Here is a 16,499-nt window from a genome sequence, read left to right on the forward strand (position 1 = left end):
GTTCTCCCGTCACGGTTCCTCCCACCCGACCGGTTCCCGAACCCGGAACGGAGGTGAGCGCTGATGTGCGGCCTCGCCGGTGAGGTCCGCTTCGACGGTGCCGCCGCCGACCCGGGCACGATCCACCGCATGACCTGCGCCCAGGCCGGCCGCGGCCCCGACGGATCGGGGGCCTGGGCCCAGGGGCCGGTGGCCCTGGGCCACTGCCGGCTGAAGATCGTCGACCTCAGCTCCTCGGGCGGCCAGCCGATGGTCGACTCCCGTCTGGGCCTGTCGATCGTGTTCAACGGCATGATCTACAACTACCGACAGCTGCGCGAGGAGCTGCGCGGCATGGACTACGAGTTCTTCTCCACGTCGGACACCGAGGTGGCGCTGAAGGCCTACCACCACTGGGGCCGGGAGTGCGTCAACCGCTTCCACGGCATGTTCGCCTTCGCGATCACCGAGCACACGAGCGGGCGCACGGTCCTGGCCCGCGACCGGCTGGGCATCAAGCCGCTCTACCTCGACCACACGGGAGCGCGGCTGCGGTTCGCGTCCACGGTGCAGGCGCTGCTCGCGGCCGGGGACGTCGACACGTCGATCGACCGCACCGCCCTGTCCTACTACCTGACCTTCCACTCGGTGGTCCCGGCCCCGCGCACCGTCCTCAAGGGCGTCCGGAAGCTGCCGCCGGCCACCGTGCGCACGGTCGAGCCGGACGGGTCGGCCTCCGACCACGAGTACTGGAACCCGCAGTTCACCCGCGACGAGGACCGCTCCGGCTGGTCCGAGCAGGACTGGCAGGACGGGCTCGTCGAGAAGCTGCGCACCGCGGTGCAGCGGCGCATGGTGGCGGACGTGCCCGTGGGCGTGCTGCTCTCCGGCGGGATCGACTCCAGCCTCGTCGTCGCCCTCCTGGCCGAGGGCGGCCAGGAGGACCTGCAGACGTTCAGCATCGGCTTCGAGTCCCGGGGCGCGGAGTCCGGGGACGAGTTCGACTACTCGTCGCTGGTGGCCCGCCGCTTCGGCACGGAGCACCACCAGATCGCGATCGACGACGCCCGCCTGGTCCCGGCGATCGACCGGACCGTGGCCGCGATGAGCGAGCCGATGATCAGCCACGACTGCGTGGCGTTCTACCTGCTCAGCGAGGAGGTCTCCAAGTCGGTCAAGGTGGTCCAGTCCGGCCAGGGCGCCGACGAGGTGCTGGGCGGCTACCACTGGTATCCGCCGCTGGCGGAGGTCCAGCGGGACGACGCCTCGGAGACCTACGCCGAGGCGTTCTTCGACCGGCCGTGGTCGCGCCTGGCCAAGGTCCTCTCGCCCGAGTGGATGGCGAGCCACGACGCCCCGACGGCGTTCATCGAGCGCCACTTCGGCCGTCCCGGCGCCGAGACGGCCGTCGACGCCGCGCTGCGCACCGACTCCACCGTGATGCTCGTGGACGACCCGGTGAAGCGGGTGGACAACATGACCATGGCGTGGGGCCTCGAGGCGCGGGTGCCCTTCCTGGACCACGAGCTGGTCGAGTACGCCGGGACCCTCCCGCCGGAGCTCAAGCTCGCCGACGGCGGCAAGGGCGTCCTGAAGCGCGCGGCGCGGGGCGTCGTCCCCGACGAGGTGATCGACCGGAAGAAGGGCTACTTCCCCGTCCCGGCGATCCGCACCCTGGAGGGCGGCACGCTGGCCCGGGTCGAGGCCGCGCTGACGGACCCGGCCGCGGTGCGGCGCGGACTCTACAACTCGGACGTCGTGGAGACCCTGTTCGAGCAGCCCAACAAGCACCACACGCCCCTGCGCTCCAACGTGCTGTGGCAGCTGGGGCTGCTGGAGATGTGGCTGCAGGAGAACGGCATCTCCTGAGCCCTGCTCAGCCGGTGGGCGGGGTGCCGAGGCGCAGCCACTCCACGGCCCGCCGCACGATCTCCGGCGGGACGGCGTGGCCGCCCTCGAACTCGACGAACGTGACGTCGTAGCCGTCCTCCTCGAGCTCGTGCACGATGCGCCGGCTCGTGCGCTCGATCGGCAGGACCTCGTCCGCGGCCCCGTGGGAGACGAAGACCCGCGGCCGTCCCGTCCGCCGGGCGGGCGGGACGAAGCCGGGGGAGAACGCCACCACGTCGCCGAACAGCTCGCCGTTGGCCAGTCCCAGGCCGAGCGCGTAGGAGGCGCCGTCGGAGAACCCCGCCACGACGATCCGCTCCGGGTCCACCCGCAGCAGCTCGGACGTGCGCCGCAGCGAGCGGTCGACGACGTCGACATCCGCGCCGTACCGGCCGCCGACCGCGTCCCACGTGGAGCCGCGGGAGGCCGGGGCGAGGACCGCGACCCCGTGCTCGTCGGCCACCGCGCGGAGCAGGTCCAGCCCGCCGCGCGCGCCGCCTCCGGCACCGTGCAGGGACACGAGGAGGGGCACGGCACGGCCGGTGCCCGCCGAGGCCGGCACGTACAGGAGCGAGTCGCGCTCGTCCTCCACGCCGAGGGCGTGCTCGCCGGGGCCGGGCGGCGCCGCGGTCGGCGCACCGCCCGGACGGGCCGAGAGCGCCGCCCGGTCGGTCCCGCCACCGGCCCCGCCGAGGTCCGGCCGCCACCCCTGCTCCCCGCAGCCCGCGAGCAGCGCCGCCGGCCCGAGCAGCACGGCGGTCCCGAGGAACGCGCGACGGTCCGTCATGCGCCCGACTGTACTGAGCGCTCCGCACCGCCACCACGTGCCGGTGCGTTCCGGGGCTCGGCGGCTCGGTCCCCGCTCAGCCGGCGACGCCCGCGCACGCGCCCGCGTCGCCTACCGTGGGGCGGGGGCGCGGACCGCGTCCGGGACACGCGGAGGAAGGACCGGCAATGGCGGCGAGCGACGACGACGCCCGGCGGCAGGTCGAGGAGGCCGACCAGCTGAGCATCGCGGAGGAGCTCGCGCGCCGGCTCGACCGGCCGATGGGCGTCCTGGGGGTGCTCTTCCTGTTCGTGGTGCTGGGCCAGCTGCTCGCGGAGGACCCCGGCCTGCTGGCCTTCCTCAACGTGGTGGGGTGGCTGTTCTGGGCCGTGTTCGTGGGCGAGTTCCTGCTGCGCGCGTACATCGCCCGGTTCTCCGCGGCGTTCTGGAAGCGCAACTGGTGGCAGGTGCTCTTCCTCCTGCTGCCCTTCCTGCGGTTCTTCCGCGCGCTGCAGGCGGTCCGTCTCATCCGGCTCACCCGCCTGGCCCGGGCTGGGAGCGTGCTCTCGGCCGGGGTCCGCGGCTCGCGCTCCGCCGGACGGCTGCTGTCCAGCCGGATCGGCTGGCTCGCGGCGCTGACGGGCGTCGTCATCCTCGTCTCGAGCCAGCTGCTCTACGTCCTGGGCGCGTACCCGGACTACGGCCCGGCGCTCTCCGACGCCGCGATGTCCACGATCACGGGCCGGGAGCTCAGCGCCGAGGGGGGCTTCCCCCGCGTGCTCGAGGTCGTCCTGGCGGCGTACTCGGTGGGCGTGTTCGCGACCCTGGCCGGCTCGGTGGGCGCCTACTTCCTGCGGGGCGCCGACACCTCCGGGCAGCCCCCGGCCTGGCCTCCGGAGGAGACCCGCGGGTAGGATCGACCCGACCGAACAGATCAGCAGGCTGACGTTCTCGCCGGCACCGGCGGGCGCCCGGCCCTGAGAAGGAGGATCGATGAAGGCTTTGACATGGCAGGGAAAGCGCTCGGTGAGCGTGGAGGAGGTTCCGGACCCCAGGATCCAGGAGCCCACGGACGCGATCGTGCGGATCACCTCGTCCGGCATCTGCGGCTCGGACCTGCACCTCTACGAGGTGCTCGGACCGTTCATGGACCCGGGGGACGTCGTCGGCCACGAGCCCATGGGCATCGTGGAGGAGGTCGGCTCGGCCGTCACGAACATCAAGCCCGGCGACCGCGTGGTCGTCCCCTTCAACATCTCCTGCGGGCACTGCTTCATGTGCCGGCAGGGCCTGCAGTCCCAGTGCGAGACCACCCAGGTCCGGGAGTACAACAGCGGGTGCGCCATCTACGGCTACTCGCGCATGTACGGCTCCGTGCCGGGCGGTCAGGCGGAGTACCTGCGGGTGCCGCACGCCGACTACGGACCCATCAAGGTCCCCGACACCGGTGAGGACGAGCGCTACCTCTACCTCTCCGACGTGGTGCCCACCGCGTGGCAGGCCGTGCAGTACGCAGCGGTCCCGGAGGGCGGCTCGCTGACCGTGCTGGGCCTGGGCCCGATCGGCCAGATGTCGGCCCGGATCGGCCGGCACCTCGGCTACCGCGTGATCGCGGTGGACCCGGTCGCCGAGCGCCGGGCCATGGCCGAGCGCCACGGCATCGAGACGCTGGACTCCTCCGGCGACGTGGCCGAGCAGCTGAAGGACCTCACGGACGGGCGCGGACCGGACTCCGTGGTGGACGCGGTCGGGATGGAGGCCCACGGCTCGCCGGTGGCGGGCCTGGCCCACCAGGCCGTCGGCCTGCTGCCCTCCCCGCTGGCCCGCAAGGCGATGCAGACCGTCGGCACCGACCGGCTCGACGCCGTCTACACCGCGATCGAGGCCGTCCGCCGCGGTGGCACGATCTCGCTCAGCGGCGTGTACGGCGGCACGAAGAGCCCTCTGCCGCTGCTCACGATGTTCGACAAGCAGCTCCAGTTCCGGATGGGCCAGTGCAACGTGAAGAGGTGGATCGACGACCTGCTCCCGCTGGTGGACGACCCCTCCGACCCGCTCGGCGTCCTGGACCTGAAGACCCACACGGCCTCCCTGGACGAGGCGCCGGAGATGTACGAGAAGTTCCAGAAGAAGCAGGACGGGTGCATCAAGGTGGTGCTCAAGCCGTAGGGGCCCGCGCCCTGCGGTGCGTCCTGGCGGACCCCGGTTCTCGTCCGAGGGCCGGGGTCCGCCCTGTGCTCGACCGGCCGTGCTCAGCCGACCGTGATGTGCACCCGGGCCGGCAGCAGCGCGGCGAGGTCGCCGTCCAGGGCGAGGGCCGGCGTGGACGAGCCCAGGGCCGCGTCCGGGACGCCGCGCACGGCCATCCGCAGGGCGAGCTCCGTGATCAGCCACGCGGTGGTGCCGTAGCCGGGATTGCCCTGCGCCTCGAGAGTGCCGTGGAACGCCGAACCCTCCCGGGTGGTGAACGTGCCGCGCGTGGTCCACGACCAGCCGGTGAGCAGGTCCCCGTCCGGACCGGTCCCCGCCTGGGGCAGGACCCGCGCCAGGACGCCGGCGAGCCGGGCGCGCACCGGGTGCGGGAGGCGGGTGGCGACCCCGACGAGCGCCTGGAACGCCGCGACCCCCTCGGCGGCCGCGAACCGCAGGACGCCCCGGGGGCCTCCGGAGCGGCCCATCGCCATGGCCTCCCGGAACGCGAGCGGGTGCGCCGCGGCCCCCGGCACGGGGCTGAGGGCCTGGCTGCGGTGGACCACCGGGGGGTTGATCGCCGCGAGCGGGCTCATGGCGGCGACCACCTGGCCGCCGGCGGTCCGGGCGCGCAGGCGCAGGCGCCCGGCGCGGCGCACGGCATCCGGGTCCGCGGCGGTCCCGCTGCCCGGGACGGGATCCGGCAGCCGCGCCGCGACGTCGCCCACCAGGGCGGGCTCCCGGTCCCGCAGGACCTCGACGAGGCTCTGCACGGATCCGCCGGAGACCGAGTCCGAGAACCCGGTCCCCGGCGGGGTCCGCACCGAGGTCACGAGGTCCGCGCTGCGCAGGGTCTCGCCGCGGGCGGCGGCGTGCCGGCGGGCGGCGTCGACGAGGACGTCGGCGGGCAGCGCTTCGAAGCCCGCCGCGTGCACGAGGGCGACCCCGGCGGCCCGGGCGGGCCCGTGCAGGTGGCGGTCGGTGCGGTGGGCGAGCGGGGACTCCCCCGCCAGGTCGAGGTAGTGGGTGCCCTCGGCGACGCACGCGGCCAGCACCGGCGGGGCCAGCCGGGTGTAGGGGCCGGCGAGGTCCACCAGCACGTCGAGCCGCCGCACGAACGCGCGCAGGGAGTCCGGGTCCGTGACGTCGGCGTGCACGACCTCGGGCACCGGGATCCCGCGCCCGGCGCACAGGTCGCGCACGCGCTGCGGGTCACGGGCGCCGACGACGACGTCCGCTCCGGCCTCGGGCGCCCGCGCCACGAGGTGGGCCAGGGCCACGCGCCCGGCGACGCCGGTGGCCCCGAGCAGGCCCACGACGGGCCGGGGGTTCTGGGGAGAGTCCATCCGGTCACTCTAGGGGACCGGCCCGGGCGGCGGGCGTACCATGGGGCCACCAGCACTCGAGCCCTGGAGGCCGCCATGATCGGTATGGTCAGCGGGGAGGGCATGCTGTTCCTCCTGGTCGGGATCCTCTCCTGGACGGTCCTGATCGCAGCGGCGCTGTTCCTGCTCTGGACCCTGTACCTGCTCAACACCTACCTCCGGCTCCGCATCGCGCAGCTGCGCGAGGAGCGCCGGGCGGTCCACTCCGACCCGTGACGCCCCCGGCCCCGCACCCCTCGAGAAAGGCCCATCCGTGACCCCCTCCCCCACCCCCGCCGGGGACCCCCGGCCGGTCGCCGCGGACCGGGTCCGCCAGGTCGTGGTCACGGTCAGCGAGATCGCGTGCGTACTGGGCACCCTGGTGGGCGTCGGTGTGTTCGGCACCCGGGTCCCGGAGTCCTCGGGCGGAAGCCTCGCCGCGGACGCCACCCTGCTGGCCCCCGCGGGCACCGCGTTCTCCATCTGGTCGGTGATCTACCTGGGCCTGTTCGCCTACACCGTCTGGCAGTGGCTGCCCTCGCGCGCCGCCGCCGCCCGGGCACGCGCCACCGGCTGGCTCGCGGCCGCCTCCATGCTCCTCAACGCGGGCTGGCTGCTGGTCACGCAGCAGGGCTGGATCTGGCTCAGCGTCGGCGTGATCGTCGCCCTGGTCCTCGTGCTGGGCCTGCTCGTGCAGCGCCTGGCGGAGCTGCCGGGCCCCGGCGGCCGGCTCGACCAGCTCGTGGTGGACGGCACGTTCGGCCTGTACCTGGGCTGGGTCGCCGTCGCGACGGCGGCCAACGTCGCGGCGGCGCTCGTGGCCTCGGGCGCCCGTCAGGAGGGACGGGGCGCCGAGTGGATCGGCGTGGCCGTCGTGCTCGCGCTCGCCGCGGTGCTCGCATGGATCCAGCGGCGGGTCGGCGGGCGCTGGGCCGTGGCCGCCGCCTCGGCCTGGGGACTGTCCTGGATCGCGGTCGGCCGGGGCCTGGACGAACCGCGCGCCCTGATCCTGGCCGGTGCGGCGGCCCTCGCCGCCGTGCTGGTGGTGGTGGCCACGGCACTCGCCCGGGGGCGCGCTCCGGCGCCCGGGACCGCGCCGCACGCGGTGCGGCGCCAGGAGCAGGGCGCGGTGTCCGCGAGCACGGGCCACCGGGCGAGGTAGCCGTACTCGCGGCCGCCGGGGTCGCCCGACCGAGGACCACGGAGACCGTGCGGTGCCCGGCCCGGAGGACAGGGACGTCGACAGGGATCACCGGTGCAGCACCCGAGTTCCCCGGAGAGGTGATCCTTGACACACTTATGACATGCTCATATGTTTGTGTGAGCGCTAACATCACGCTCCGCCGAGGTTCCCCGAGGGTCCGGCGGCCGGACCCGAGGAGGGCGCCCGTGCGCGTTGCCCGCTTGCACGCAGCCGAGGACATCCGCATCGGCCAGGAGCCGGTCCCGGTCCCCGGCCCCGGGGAATCACTGGTGCGCGTGGAGGCCGTGGGCCTGTGCGGATCCGATCTGCACTGGTTCGACCAGGGCGGGATCGGCGACGCGGTCATCGACCACCCCTTGGTGCCCGGTCACGAATTCGCCGGCACCGCCCTCACCGGGCCCTTCGAGGGCCGCCTCGTGGCCGTGGACCCGGCGATCCCCTGCGGCGGCTGCGCCATGTGCCTGGAAGGCCACCGCAACCTGTGCCCCACGGTGCAGTTCGCCGGGCACGGACATCTCGACGGCGGGCTGCGCCAGTTCATGGCCTGGCCCACCGACCTCCTGCACCCGCTGCCCGAAGGAATGACCGCCGCCGACGGAGCGCTCCTGGAACCCCTCGGGGTCGCCCTGCACGCCTGGGACCTCTCCCACGCCCGGGCCGGCGCCACGGTGGCGGTGATCGGCTGCGGCCCCATCGGGCTGCTGCTCGTCCAGCTCGCCCTGGCCTGCGGGGCCGGGCGCGTGATCGCAGTGGAGGCCCTCGCCCACCGCCGCGCCGCCGCACGAAGCTGTGGAGCCGACACCGTGCTCACCCCCGAGGAGGCCCAGGACCCCGCGACGTGGAAACAGCTCGCCGGCCTGGGATGCGAGGTCTCCTTCGAGGTCTGCGGCCACGACGGGACCATCCGGACCGCCCTGCTGGCCGCACGGCCCGGAGCACGGGTGATGCTGGTCGGGATCCCCGACGACGACCGCAGCTGCTTCCCCGCCGGACTGGCCCGGCGCAAGGGGCTCACCCTCGTGCTCGTGCGCCGCATGAAGGAGATGTACGACCGGACGATCGAACTGGTCTCCTCCGGGCGCATCGACGTGCGCGGTCTCGTCTCGAGCACCTACCCGTTGGAACAGGCCCACGACGCCTTCGGGGCAGCGGTCGCCCGTGAGGGTCTCAAGACCGTGATCGACCCCCAGGAGGAGTGAGCCGCCCCTGACGGATCCGGCGCCGGCCGTGCGGCCGGTCGCCGTCCTCACCGAGGGGCCGCGGTGCTGGCCCTGATGGACAGTGACGGCTGGATCCGGACGGTCCCCGTGTCCCGGGGCTCGGAGTCCGCAGGACGGATCATGTCCAGCAGCCGCTGCAGGCAGGCACGGCCGAGGTCGTCGAAGGGCTGCCGGACGGTCGTCAGCGGCGGGGTGAAGTACCCGGCGCCGGCGACGTCGTCGAAACCGGCCACCGAGATCTCGGAGGGAACGCCCACGCCCCGTTCCCAGAAGGCGCGGAGCATCCCCAGGGCCATCTCGTCGTTCGCCGCGAACACGGCGGTCGGCCCGTGTCCGGCGCGGATCCGGTCGGCCGTGTCCAGGCCGATGGCGTACCCGCTCGAGGCGTGCCAGTCACCGATCGCCAGACGAGTGCTGTCGAGCCCGCGCTCCTGCATCTCGTCACGCCACCCTCGGACGCGGATCCGGGCGTCGAACCAGTCCTGCGGTCCGGAGACGTGCAGGACGTCCTGGTGCCCGAGGTCCAGCAGGTGTGCGGTGACCGCTCGGGCGCCCCCGTACTGGTCGACGTGGGCGCGGGAGAGCGACGGAGAGCTGGGACGCCCCCGCCCCTCCTCCCGGGAGGTGATCATCACGATGGGCACAGGAGCGCGGAAGTGGTCGAGGACGTGGGCGACGGTGTCGTGCGGGACGATGACGACGATCCCGTCGACACCGTGGCCCAGGAAGTGCTCCAGCACCCGGTTCAGCGAGTCGACCCCGTAGTCCCGCAGCGTCGCGACGGTGACGAAGTAGTCGTGCTCCCGCGCGGCCTCCTCGATGCCGACCAGGGTGCTCAGCGGACCGTGCAGGGACGACCCCGTGGCGATCACTCCGATCGTGTCCGTGCGCTTCCGCACCAGGGCGCGCGCCACGGCGTTGCGCCGGTACCCCAGCGCGTCGATCGCCGTGTGGACCCGCTGCCGGGTGGCCGGGCGGACGCTCGGGTGTCCGTTGAGCACGCGGGAGACGGTCTGGTGGGAGACACCGGCCATCTTCGCCACGTCCATCATGGACGGGGCACGCTCACCGGTGCCGATGGGTGGTGGGGCCCCGGTCTGGTCGATCTGCGACATGCACCCATCATCCACCCCATCGGGACGGAGCGGTCGGTCACCACCTGCCGTCTAGAGCTCCAGCCGGTCCTCGAAGCTCTCGCCGGCCCGCGCCCGCACCACGGCGTCCACGGCCCGGATGAAGCCCAGGTGGCTGAACGCCTGGGGGAAGTTCCCCGCCAGGCGCCCGCTGTCCGGGTCGAACTCCTCGGCGTAGAGACCGAGGTCGTTGGCGTAGCCGGTCAGCTGCTCCAGCAGCTCCCCGGCGTCGTCCACCCGGCCGCTGCGGGCGTACTGCTCCACGAGCCAGAACGTGCAGATCAGGAACGGGTACTCGTCCCCCTCGAGCCCGTCGAGCCCCGAGGCGGTCCGGTAGCGGTGCACCAGCCCGTGCGCGCCGCGCAGGTCCCGCTCGATCCGGGCCACGGTGCCGAGCATCCGCGGGTCGTCGTAGGCCACGAACCCCGTGTGCGGCAGCTGCAGCAGGGAGGCGTCCACCTCGGTGTTGTCGTAGGTCTGGGTGAACGTGTTCAGCTGCTCGTCGAAGCCGTGCTCCATGATCTCGGCGCACAGCCGGTCCCGCAGTCTCCGCCACCGCTCCACCGGACCGGTGAGCCCGTGCTCCTCCACGGCCCGGATCCCCTGGTCGAAGGCGGCCCACATCATGGCCCGCCCGTGCACGAAGAGGGCCGGTTTCCCGCGCATCTCCCAGATGCCGTGCCCGGGGCGGTCGTAGTTGTGCTCGCAGAAGCGCAGCAGGTTCTTCTGCAGCCCCCAGGAGAACTCGTCCTCCTCGATCCCGGCGTCGCGCAGGGCGGCCAGGGCGAGCATGACCTCCCCCACGACGTCGGCCTGGTACTGGCCCACGGCCCCGTTGCCGACCCGCACCGGGGTGGAGCCCTCGTAGCCGGCGAGGTGGCCGAGCTCGGACTCCGGCAGCCACCGCTCCCCCGCCAGCCCGTACATGATCTGCACCTGGTCGGGGTCCCCGGCCACGGCGCGCAGGAGCCAGTTGCGCCAGTGCAGCGCGCCGTCCGTGAAGTCGTGGGCGACCATCACCTCGATGGTCAGCGCCGCGTCCCGCAGCCACGTGTACCGGTAGTCCCAGTTGCGGGTGCCCCCGAACTCCTCCGGCAGGGACGTGGTGGGGGCGGCCACGATCCCGCCGGTGCCGCGGTGGGTCAGCGCCCGCAGGACGAGCAGGGAGCGCAGCACGGCCTGCTCGTGGCGCCGGTGCGTGCTCACGTGCGAGGACCACTCGGTCCAGAACGAGACGGCATGGTCCAGGGCCCGGGCGGGGTCCACCGGCTCGGGCAGCTCGTGGTGGGACTCGTGCCAGGTCAGCACCCAGTCCAGGGACTCCCCGGAGGAGAGCCCGAAGCACCCGCCCAGCCGGTCGGAGACGGCTCCCGCGTCGTCGTCGGGGCGGCCGGGCTGGTCCGGCCCGGCGTCCTGCGCCGGATCCTCGTGCGGGGCCTCCTGGGGATGGAGCATGGGCCCGGTGAGCAGCAGGGCGGCGGGGCCGGCGATCGAGAGCAGCCCGCAGGTGCCGTCCCCGTCCACCTCGACGCGCCGGGTCCAGGGCAGGGTGCGGTTGTAGTCGAAGCGGATCCGCAGGTCGTGCTCCACCTCGACCGTCCCCGAGGTGCACTCGACCCGCCGCACGAGGTCCGCCTGGTCCGGGTAGTCCTCAGACCCTCCCGGGGGCAGGAAGTCGGTGACCACGGCGGTGCCGGTGGGGGTGCGCCACGTGGTCTCGAGCACGAACGTGCGCGGCAGGTAGCGGCGGGAGACGACCTCGCCGTCGACGGCGCAGAGCCGCCAGCGCCCGTCCTCGGGGCCGCCCAGCAGGGCGGCGAAGACCGACGGGGAGTCGAAGCGGGGGAAGCACAGCCAGTCGATGCTGCCCTCGCGGGACACCAGCGGGCCGGTGTGCAGGTCGGAGAGGAGGGCGTAGTCCTCCAGGGGCGTGGACGGGTGCCGCGCGGGTTCGTCGCTCATGCGCCCATTCAACCAGCCGGACCGGTGCCCTGCGCCGGGGCCGCCGGGACGGGGGCAGAACCCGCGCGGACCGGGGTACCGTGCTGACATGAAGAGCATCAGGACCCTGATCATTCTCGGCGCCACCGGCGACCTCACCTCCCGCCTGCTCCTGCCGGGCCTGGGCACGCTGCTGAGCTCGGAGCCGGAGCTGCGGATCGACGTCGTCGGCTCCTCGCGCGAGCCCGCGGACGGGTGGGAGGGGGTCGTGGCGGAGGCCTTCGACTCCGTCGGCGCCTCCGGGCCCGCCGCCGCGCACACGCGGGAGACCGCCCGCTACGTCCCGGGCGACGTCACGGACGCCGGGGACCTCGAGCGCCTGCTCGGGGGCGTGGCGGGTCCCGTCTGCCTGTACTTCGCCCTGCCCCCGGCGGTCACCGCCCGGGCGTGCGAGGTGATGGCCGGGATGGACCTGCCGGACGACCTGGTGCTGGCGCTCGAGAAGCCGATCGGCTCGGACCTGGAGACCGCCCGGGAGCTGAACCGGCTCGTGGCCCGGCTCGTGCCCGAGGAGCGGACCTTCCGGGTGGACCACTTCCTGGGCATGCCGGCGGTGCTCAACTTCGTGGGGCTGCGCTTCGCCAACCGGCTGCTGGAGCCGCTGATGACCCGCGAGCACGTGGAGTCCGTCGAGATCGTCTTCGACGAGACCCTCGGCCTGGAGGGACGCGCGGGGTTCTACGACTCCACGGGGGCACTGCGGGACATGATCCAGTCCCACCTGCTGCAGGTCATGGCCCTGGTCATGATGGAGCCGCCGTCCTCCTTCGACCAGGTGGAGATCCCCACGCTGACCAGCCACGTGCTGCGGGCGGCGAAGCCCTGGCAGGGCGACCCCGCGCGGGCCGCGGTCCGCGGCCGGTACACCGCGGGCACCGTGGGCGGCCGCGAGCTGCCCGACTACACGGCCGAGGAGGGGGTGGACCCGCAGCACGGGACGGAGACGTTCGCGCAGGTGGTCCTGGAGGTCGACACGTGGCGCTGGAACGGCGTGCCGGTCATCCTGCGCTCGGGCAAGGCCGTGGGCAACCCGCGCCAGGAGATCGCGATCACGTTCCGCCGCCCGCCGCACGACTACGAGCAGCTGCCGCGCTCGGGCGACGTCGCCCCGGCCGTGCTGCGCATGGGCCTCGAGGAGGAGCAGCTGTCCCTGGAGCTCAACGTGGGCGGCCCCTTCGACTCCCGCGGCATGACGCGGGTGACGCTCTCGTCCGGGATGGCCCGGCCGGGCCTGACCGCCTACGGCAGCGTGCTGCGCGGGATCCTCGAGGGCGACCACACCTTCAGCGTGCGCGGGGACGCCGCGGAGCAGGGCTGGCGGATCGTCGACGAGGTCCTGGCCGCCTTCGAGGACGACCGCGTGCCGCTGCTCGACTACCCCGCGGGCAGCCCCGGGCCGGTCTGAGCGCCGGCCCCGGGCTCCTCGCCCGGAAGCCTCCGCTCAGAGGTCGCCGCTCAGAGGTCGCCGCTCAGAGGTCGCCGCTCAGAGGTCGCCGATGGCGGAGCCGAGCAGGCGCACGGGCTCGAAGGCCTCGGCGTTCGTGTTCTTGGCCTGGGCGCCGCGGAAGGCGGCCATGCCCCGGACCCGCCCCGGGGTCATGTAGGGCTTGCCCGTCTGGTCCCGGTGGGCGAGCACGGCCTCGACCTTGACGTCCACGTAGCCGTCGATGTTCACGAACACGGACGGGTCGAAGTCGCGGGTCACCGACGGCGACTCGAAGCACAGGATCGAGTGGTGGGCCCTCGCCGCACGCAGGGTGGCCTGGTGCACCGCGTAGTGGTCCTGGTGCTGGTCGTGGGCCGAGTGCGTGAAGATCACGTCGGGCTCGAACTCCTTGATCGCGTCCTCGATCGCCCGCACCATCTCGTTGCTCACAGTCTCCAGCCTCGTGTCCGGGAAGTGATGCACCCGCAGGGCCGAGAGCCCGAGGAACGAGGCGCCGCGCTGCGCCTCCGCCGGGCGCAGCCCGGGATTGCCGCCGACCTCCCCGGAGCTCATGACCAGGCCGCGGACCTCGTGGCCGGTGTCGACCAGCTTGGCCAGGGTGGCCCCGCACGCGAGTTCGAGATCGTCCGGGTGCGCTCCCACCGCCAGCACCCGGCGGCGCTGCACCACGGTGGTCGCGGGAATCCGCCGTTCGGCGAGGACGAAGCCGAAGGTGCCCGTGGCGACCAGGGTCGAGACGGCGATCGCGTCGCAGACGAGCGTCACGGGCATGACCGCGGCGCACCACAGGTTCAGCGCCAGCAGCACCGTGTAGACGACGACGATGGCCCGGCGCAGCGCCCGGGCCCCGACGACGGACCGCTTGTGGCGCATGTAGTTCGCGTCCGGCAGCACGTACGCGAGGACGACGGCGCTCAGCAGAGCACCCACGACGGATGGCAACATGTTTCCCCCCAGAAGTCATTCGGCGCGGCCCGGGCACTCCCTCGCGTCCGGGCCGTCGACGCCACCGGCCCCCCGACCGGCTCCGCGTCCTCCCGACGACGCTGGTGACCAGCGCGCCGGGTATGGATCAGTTTGCATGAGGAAACAGATTTTTGCATCAGTTAATGGGGTTCCCGGCGACCACAGATCTGCCCACATCCACGCCGGCGCACCGCGCCGTGAGCGAACCGGGCCGGCGCTCGACCCGCAGACATCCGGGGGCCACGCGCGGCAGCGCAGCGGCGGACACATCGTCCACTTTTATCGTCAGCCTGCTTTCCTATTTCCCCGTTTCGTGTGAGACTGGGCGAACACGGCTCGACCAGCTCACCCTCGACGGTGACCACCACAGGAAAGAGGTACTTCCATGATCAGCACGATCCAGAACCTTGGTGTCCGCAGCGAGCACGCCTATGCGGCCGGCTTCGCGTCCATCGGCCTGTCCGTCCTGTCCTGGACGGTCAGCCTCGGCAAGAGCAAGTCCAAGCCGCAGGCCGACCGCTGGGGCCTGTTCGTCGGCGAGTGGACCCCGACCTTCTTCGCGATCGGCGTCGCCCTGAAGCTCGAGGAGAGCTCCTCCAAGAAGTAGCCCCTGCCCCGGGGCGCCCGGCAGGCCGTGTCCCCCGGGAGCACCGACGGCCCCCACCGATCGCGGTGGGGGCCGTCGTCGTGCCAGGGATCAGCCGTCGACCCGGGGCAGGTCCTTCACCGCGGGGCCCTCGAGCAGGGCGCCGTCGGCGGCGAACCGGGAGCCGTGCAGGGGGCAGTCCCAGGAGCGCTCGGCGTCGTTCCAGCGCAGCACTCCCCCGAGGTGGGTGCACACGCCCGAGACCCGGCACGTGCGGCCGTCGACGGTGGACGCGGCGACCGGCCGCCCCTTCCGGCGCCCGACGACTCCCTCCCCCTCGCCCGGGGCCTCGCCGGGCAGCTCCTGGAGCTCGGCCTTGAGCCAGTCCTTGGGGGCGTTGACCCCCACCCCCGCGTTGAAGCGCAGGGAGGTGAGGATGTCCGACGGCGTGGTCACGCGCCGTCCGAGGGTGGCGGCCCACGGCACGCTGCCGCCGAGGATCTCGGCGCTGAGGGCGATCGCCGCGGCCACGGCGTTGCTCATCCCCCACTTGTTGTAGCCGGTGGCGAGATAGATGTTGCCGCCGCCACGGGGGAGGGTCCCGATGAACGGCACGAGGTTGACCGACTGGTAGTCCTGGGCGGCCCACGCGTGGGTGCGCTCGGCGCCGGGGAAATGGCGCTGGGTCCACTCCTCGAGGTCGTCCACGGCTGCCTGCGGCGAGGCGGAGCGTCCCACCACGTGGTCGTTGCCGCCCACGAGCAGCAGCTCCTCGCCGTCCAGCGGCACGGTGCGCAGCGTGCGGGTGGGGCTGTCCGCGCTGATGTACATGCCCTCCGGGATCGACTCCGGCGCACCGGGGACCCGGTAGGTCAGGGCGTACGAACGGTTCGGGGAGAGCTTGGCGAAGTAGCCGCCCCGATCGAGCACGGGAGTGCCCGTCGCCAGCACCAGCCGGTCGGCCTCGACGGACCCCGCCGAGGTCTGCACCGTGAGCGGGGAGCGGAATCCTGCACCGTTGATCCGCACGCCCTCCACGAGCGTGCCGCCGCGCTCCCGCAGCTCGGCGACGAGGGACCCGAGGACCTCCATGGGGTGGAACTGCACCTGGTCCGGGAGCGTGATCGCCCCGGCGACCGCGTAGGGCAGGCCGGTGTCGCCGGTCCAGCTCACGTGCAGGTCGACCGCACGGGCGGCCTCGAGCTCCTTGCGGAGCCGGGCGGTGCCCCGGGAGGTGGTGGCGTAGGTGTAGGCGGAGCGGCGCTGGAAGGGGACGCCGCGCTCCTCCAGGTGACGCACGAGCCAGGACATGCCCTCCCGGTTGCCCTCCACGTAGGCCCGGAGCACCTCGTCCGACTGGTGCCGGCGGATCTGGGAGAGCGTGGCGCCCTGCAGCAGGGACAGTTTTGCCGTGGTGTTGCCCGTGGTCACGGCCCCCACGGAGCGCGCCTCGAGCACGGCGACGCGCTGGCCCGCGCGGGCCAGCAGGACCGCCGTGGTCAGCCCGGTCAGTCCGGCACCGGCGACGACGGTGTCGTAGCGGGCGCCGGGGACGAACTCGTCCGTCGCGGTGGACGGCACCTCGTACGTGTCGAGCCATACGGATTTCATGGGGTTGCTCCCTCGTGTTCGGTGCGGGTCGGCGGACGGGGCGACGTGCGGGGCCCTCCGCCTCCGCCGGTGGCACTCCCGCGAGGACGCCGGCCGGGCGGCAGGAGCGGCCTCGCGGGCCGTCATGGTGCCATCCTGTCCG

Annotated in this window: 14 protein-coding genes; 8 read left to right on the plus strand and 6 right to left on the minus strand. The window is 73.4% G+C overall.

All coding sequences use genetic code 11. The annotated features are described in order from the left end of the window. Window positions 1–63: 63 nt before the first annotated feature. A complete protein-coding gene (locus RE027_RS07155; RefSeq protein ID WP_368807565.1) occupies window positions 64–1,848 on the plus strand; it encodes an N-acetylglutaminylglutamine amidotransferase in 1,785 nt (594 codons plus the stop codon). Between the two features lie 7 nt (window positions 1,849–1,855). Here the strand turns inward: RE027_RS07155 and RE027_RS07160 are convergent, their stop codons facing one another. Further along, entirely contained in the window at window positions 1,856–2,656 is an 801-nt protein-coding gene (locus RE027_RS07160) for an alpha/beta hydrolase (protein ID WP_368807566.1), read from the minus strand. A 167-nt stretch (window positions 2,657–2,823) separates the two neighbouring features. Here RE027_RS07160 and RE027_RS07165 point away from each other — a divergent pair, with 167 nt between their 5' ends. Together RE027_RS07165 and RE027_RS07170 are read left to right on the plus strand one after the other, a co-directional pair. Further along, the gene (locus RE027_RS07165; RefSeq protein WP_368807567.1) at window positions 2,824–3,549 is read left to right on the plus strand and encodes a hypothetical protein; all 726 of its coding nucleotides are present in this window, start codon (window positions 2,824–2,826) and stop codon (window positions 3,547–3,549) included. Between the two features lie 79 nt (window positions 3,550–3,628). After that, window positions 3,629–4,804, plus strand: coding sequence for a zinc-dependent alcohol dehydrogenase (locus RE027_RS07170; protein WP_368807568.1), 1,176 nt, complete (start codon window positions 3,629–3,631; stop codon window positions 4,802–4,804). 83 nt (window positions 4,805–4,887) lie between these two features. On the opposite strand, the gene RE027_RS07175 is transcribed toward RE027_RS07170, so the two are convergent. Then, window positions 4,888–6,171 (minus strand): saccharopine dehydrogenase NADP-binding domain-containing protein, encoded by a 1,284-nt coding sequence (locus RE027_RS07175; protein WP_368807569.1) that lies wholly within the window; start codon window positions 6,169–6,171, stop codon window positions 4,888–4,890. A 75-nt stretch (window positions 6,172–6,246) separates the two neighbouring features. On the opposite strand from RE027_RS07175, the gene RE027_RS07180 reads away from it, so the two are divergent. The 3 genes from RE027_RS07180 (at window position 6,247) to RE027_RS07190 (ending at window position 8,592) form a co-directional block, all read left to right on the plus strand. Next, window positions 6,247–6,426, plus strand: a complete 180-nt coding sequence (locus RE027_RS07180; RefSeq protein WP_368807570.1) for a hypothetical protein — start codon at window positions 6,247–6,249, stop codon at window positions 6,424–6,426. A gap of 37 nt (window positions 6,427–6,463) precedes the next feature. Beyond that, on the plus strand, window positions 6,464–7,351 hold the full coding sequence (locus RE027_RS07185; RefSeq protein WP_368807571.1) for a TspO-related membrane protein: 888 nt from the start codon (window positions 6,464–6,466) through the stop codon (window positions 7,349–7,351). Window positions 7,352–7,578: 227 nt separating this feature from the next. Next, window positions 7,579–8,592 (plus strand): zinc-dependent alcohol dehydrogenase, encoded by a 1,014-nt coding sequence (locus tag RE027_RS07190; protein WP_368807572.1) that lies wholly within the window; start codon window positions 7,579–7,581, stop codon window positions 8,590–8,592. A gap of 47 nt (window positions 8,593–8,639) precedes the next feature. Here the strand turns inward: RE027_RS07190 and RE027_RS07195 are convergent, their stop codons facing one another. Further along, the gene (locus tag RE027_RS07195; RefSeq protein ID WP_368807573.1) at window positions 8,640–9,728 is read right to left on the minus strand and encodes a LacI family DNA-binding transcriptional regulator; all 1,089 of its coding nucleotides are present in this window, start codon (window positions 9,726–9,728) and stop codon (window positions 8,640–8,642) included. Window positions 9,729–9,779: 51 nt separating this feature from the next. Beyond that, window positions 9,780–11,708, minus strand: a complete 1,929-nt coding sequence (locus RE027_RS07200) for a glycoside hydrolase family 15 protein (protein ID WP_368807574.1) — start codon at window positions 11,706–11,708, stop codon at window positions 9,780–9,782. A gap of 88 nt (window positions 11,709–11,796) precedes the next feature. Between RE027_RS07200 and RE027_RS07205 the strand changes: the two genes are divergently transcribed. Then, window positions 11,797–13,152, plus strand: a complete 1,356-nt coding sequence (locus RE027_RS07205) for a glucose-6-phosphate dehydrogenase (RefSeq protein WP_368807575.1) — start codon at window positions 11,797–11,799, stop codon at window positions 13,150–13,152. A 78-nt stretch (window positions 13,153–13,230) separates the two neighbouring features. Here RE027_RS07205 and RE027_RS07210 read toward each other — a convergent pair whose 3' ends face one another. Beyond that, the gene (locus RE027_RS07210; RefSeq protein WP_368807576.1) at window positions 13,231–14,139 is read right to left on the minus strand and encodes a PIG-L deacetylase family protein; all 909 of its coding nucleotides are present in this window, start codon (window positions 14,137–14,139) and stop codon (window positions 13,231–13,233) included. 406 nt (window positions 14,140–14,545) lie between these two features. Between RE027_RS07210 and RE027_RS07215 the strand changes: the two genes are divergently transcribed. Continuing rightward, window positions 14,546–14,767, plus strand: a complete 222-nt coding sequence (locus RE027_RS07215; protein ID WP_368807577.1) for a hypothetical protein — start codon at window positions 14,546–14,548, stop codon at window positions 14,765–14,767. Window positions 14,768–14,857: 90 nt separating this feature from the next. Here RE027_RS07215 and RE027_RS07220 read toward each other — a convergent pair whose 3' ends face one another. Continuing rightward, window positions 14,858–16,357, minus strand: coding sequence for an FAD-dependent oxidoreductase (locus tag RE027_RS07220; RefSeq protein WP_368807578.1), 1,500 nt, complete (start codon window positions 16,355–16,357; stop codon window positions 14,858–14,860). Window positions 16,358–16,499 lie beyond the last annotated feature (142 nt).

Source organism: Kocuria sabuli, assembly GCF_040981185.1.
Classification (GTDB): Bacteria; Actinomycetota; Actinomycetes; order Actinomycetales; family Micrococcaceae; genus Kocuria; species Kocuria sabuli.

Coding starts and splice junctions, on each gene's coding strand:
- RE027_RS07200 (WP_368807574.1), bottom strand. CDS start 11,708: ATGAGCGACGAACCCGCGCGGCACCCGTCCACGCCCCTGGAGGACTAC.
- RE027_RS07205 (WP_368807575.1), top strand. CDS start 11,797: ATGAAGAGCATCAGGACCCTGATCATTCTCGGCGCCACCGGCGACCTC.
- RE027_RS07175 (WP_368807569.1), bottom strand. CDS start 6,171: ATGGACTCTCCCCAGAACCCCCGGCCCGTCGTGGGCCTGCTCGGGGCC.
- RE027_RS07215 (WP_368807577.1), top strand. CDS start 14,546: ATGATCAGCACGATCCAGAACCTTGGTGTCCGCAGCGAGCACGCCTAT.
- RE027_RS07220 (WP_368807578.1), bottom strand. CDS start 16,357: ATGAAATCCGTATGGCTCGACACGTACGAGGTGCCGTCCACCGCGACG.
- RE027_RS07195 (WP_368807573.1), bottom strand. CDS start 9,728: ATGTCGCAGATCGACCAGACCGGGGCCCCACCACCCATCGGCACCGGT.
- RE027_RS07165 (WP_368807567.1), top strand. CDS start 2,824: ATGGCGGCGAGCGACGACGACGCCCGGCGGCAGGTCGAGGAGGCCGAC.
- RE027_RS07170 (WP_368807568.1), top strand. CDS start 3,629: ATGAAGGCTTTGACATGGCAGGGAAAGCGCTCGGTGAGCGTGGAGGAG.
- RE027_RS07160 (WP_368807566.1), bottom strand. CDS start 2,656: ATGACGGACCGTCGCGCGTTCCTCGGGACCGCCGTGCTGCTCGGGCCG.
- RE027_RS07210 (WP_368807576.1), bottom strand. CDS start 14,139: ATGTTGCCATCCGTCGTGGGTGCTCTGCTGAGCGCCGTCGTCCTCGCG.
- RE027_RS07180 (WP_368807570.1), top strand. CDS start 6,247: ATGATCGGTATGGTCAGCGGGGAGGGCATGCTGTTCCTCCTGGTCGGG.
- RE027_RS07155 (WP_368807565.1), top strand. CDS start 64: ATGTGCGGCCTCGCCGGTGAGGTCCGCTTCGACGGTGCCGCCGCCGAC.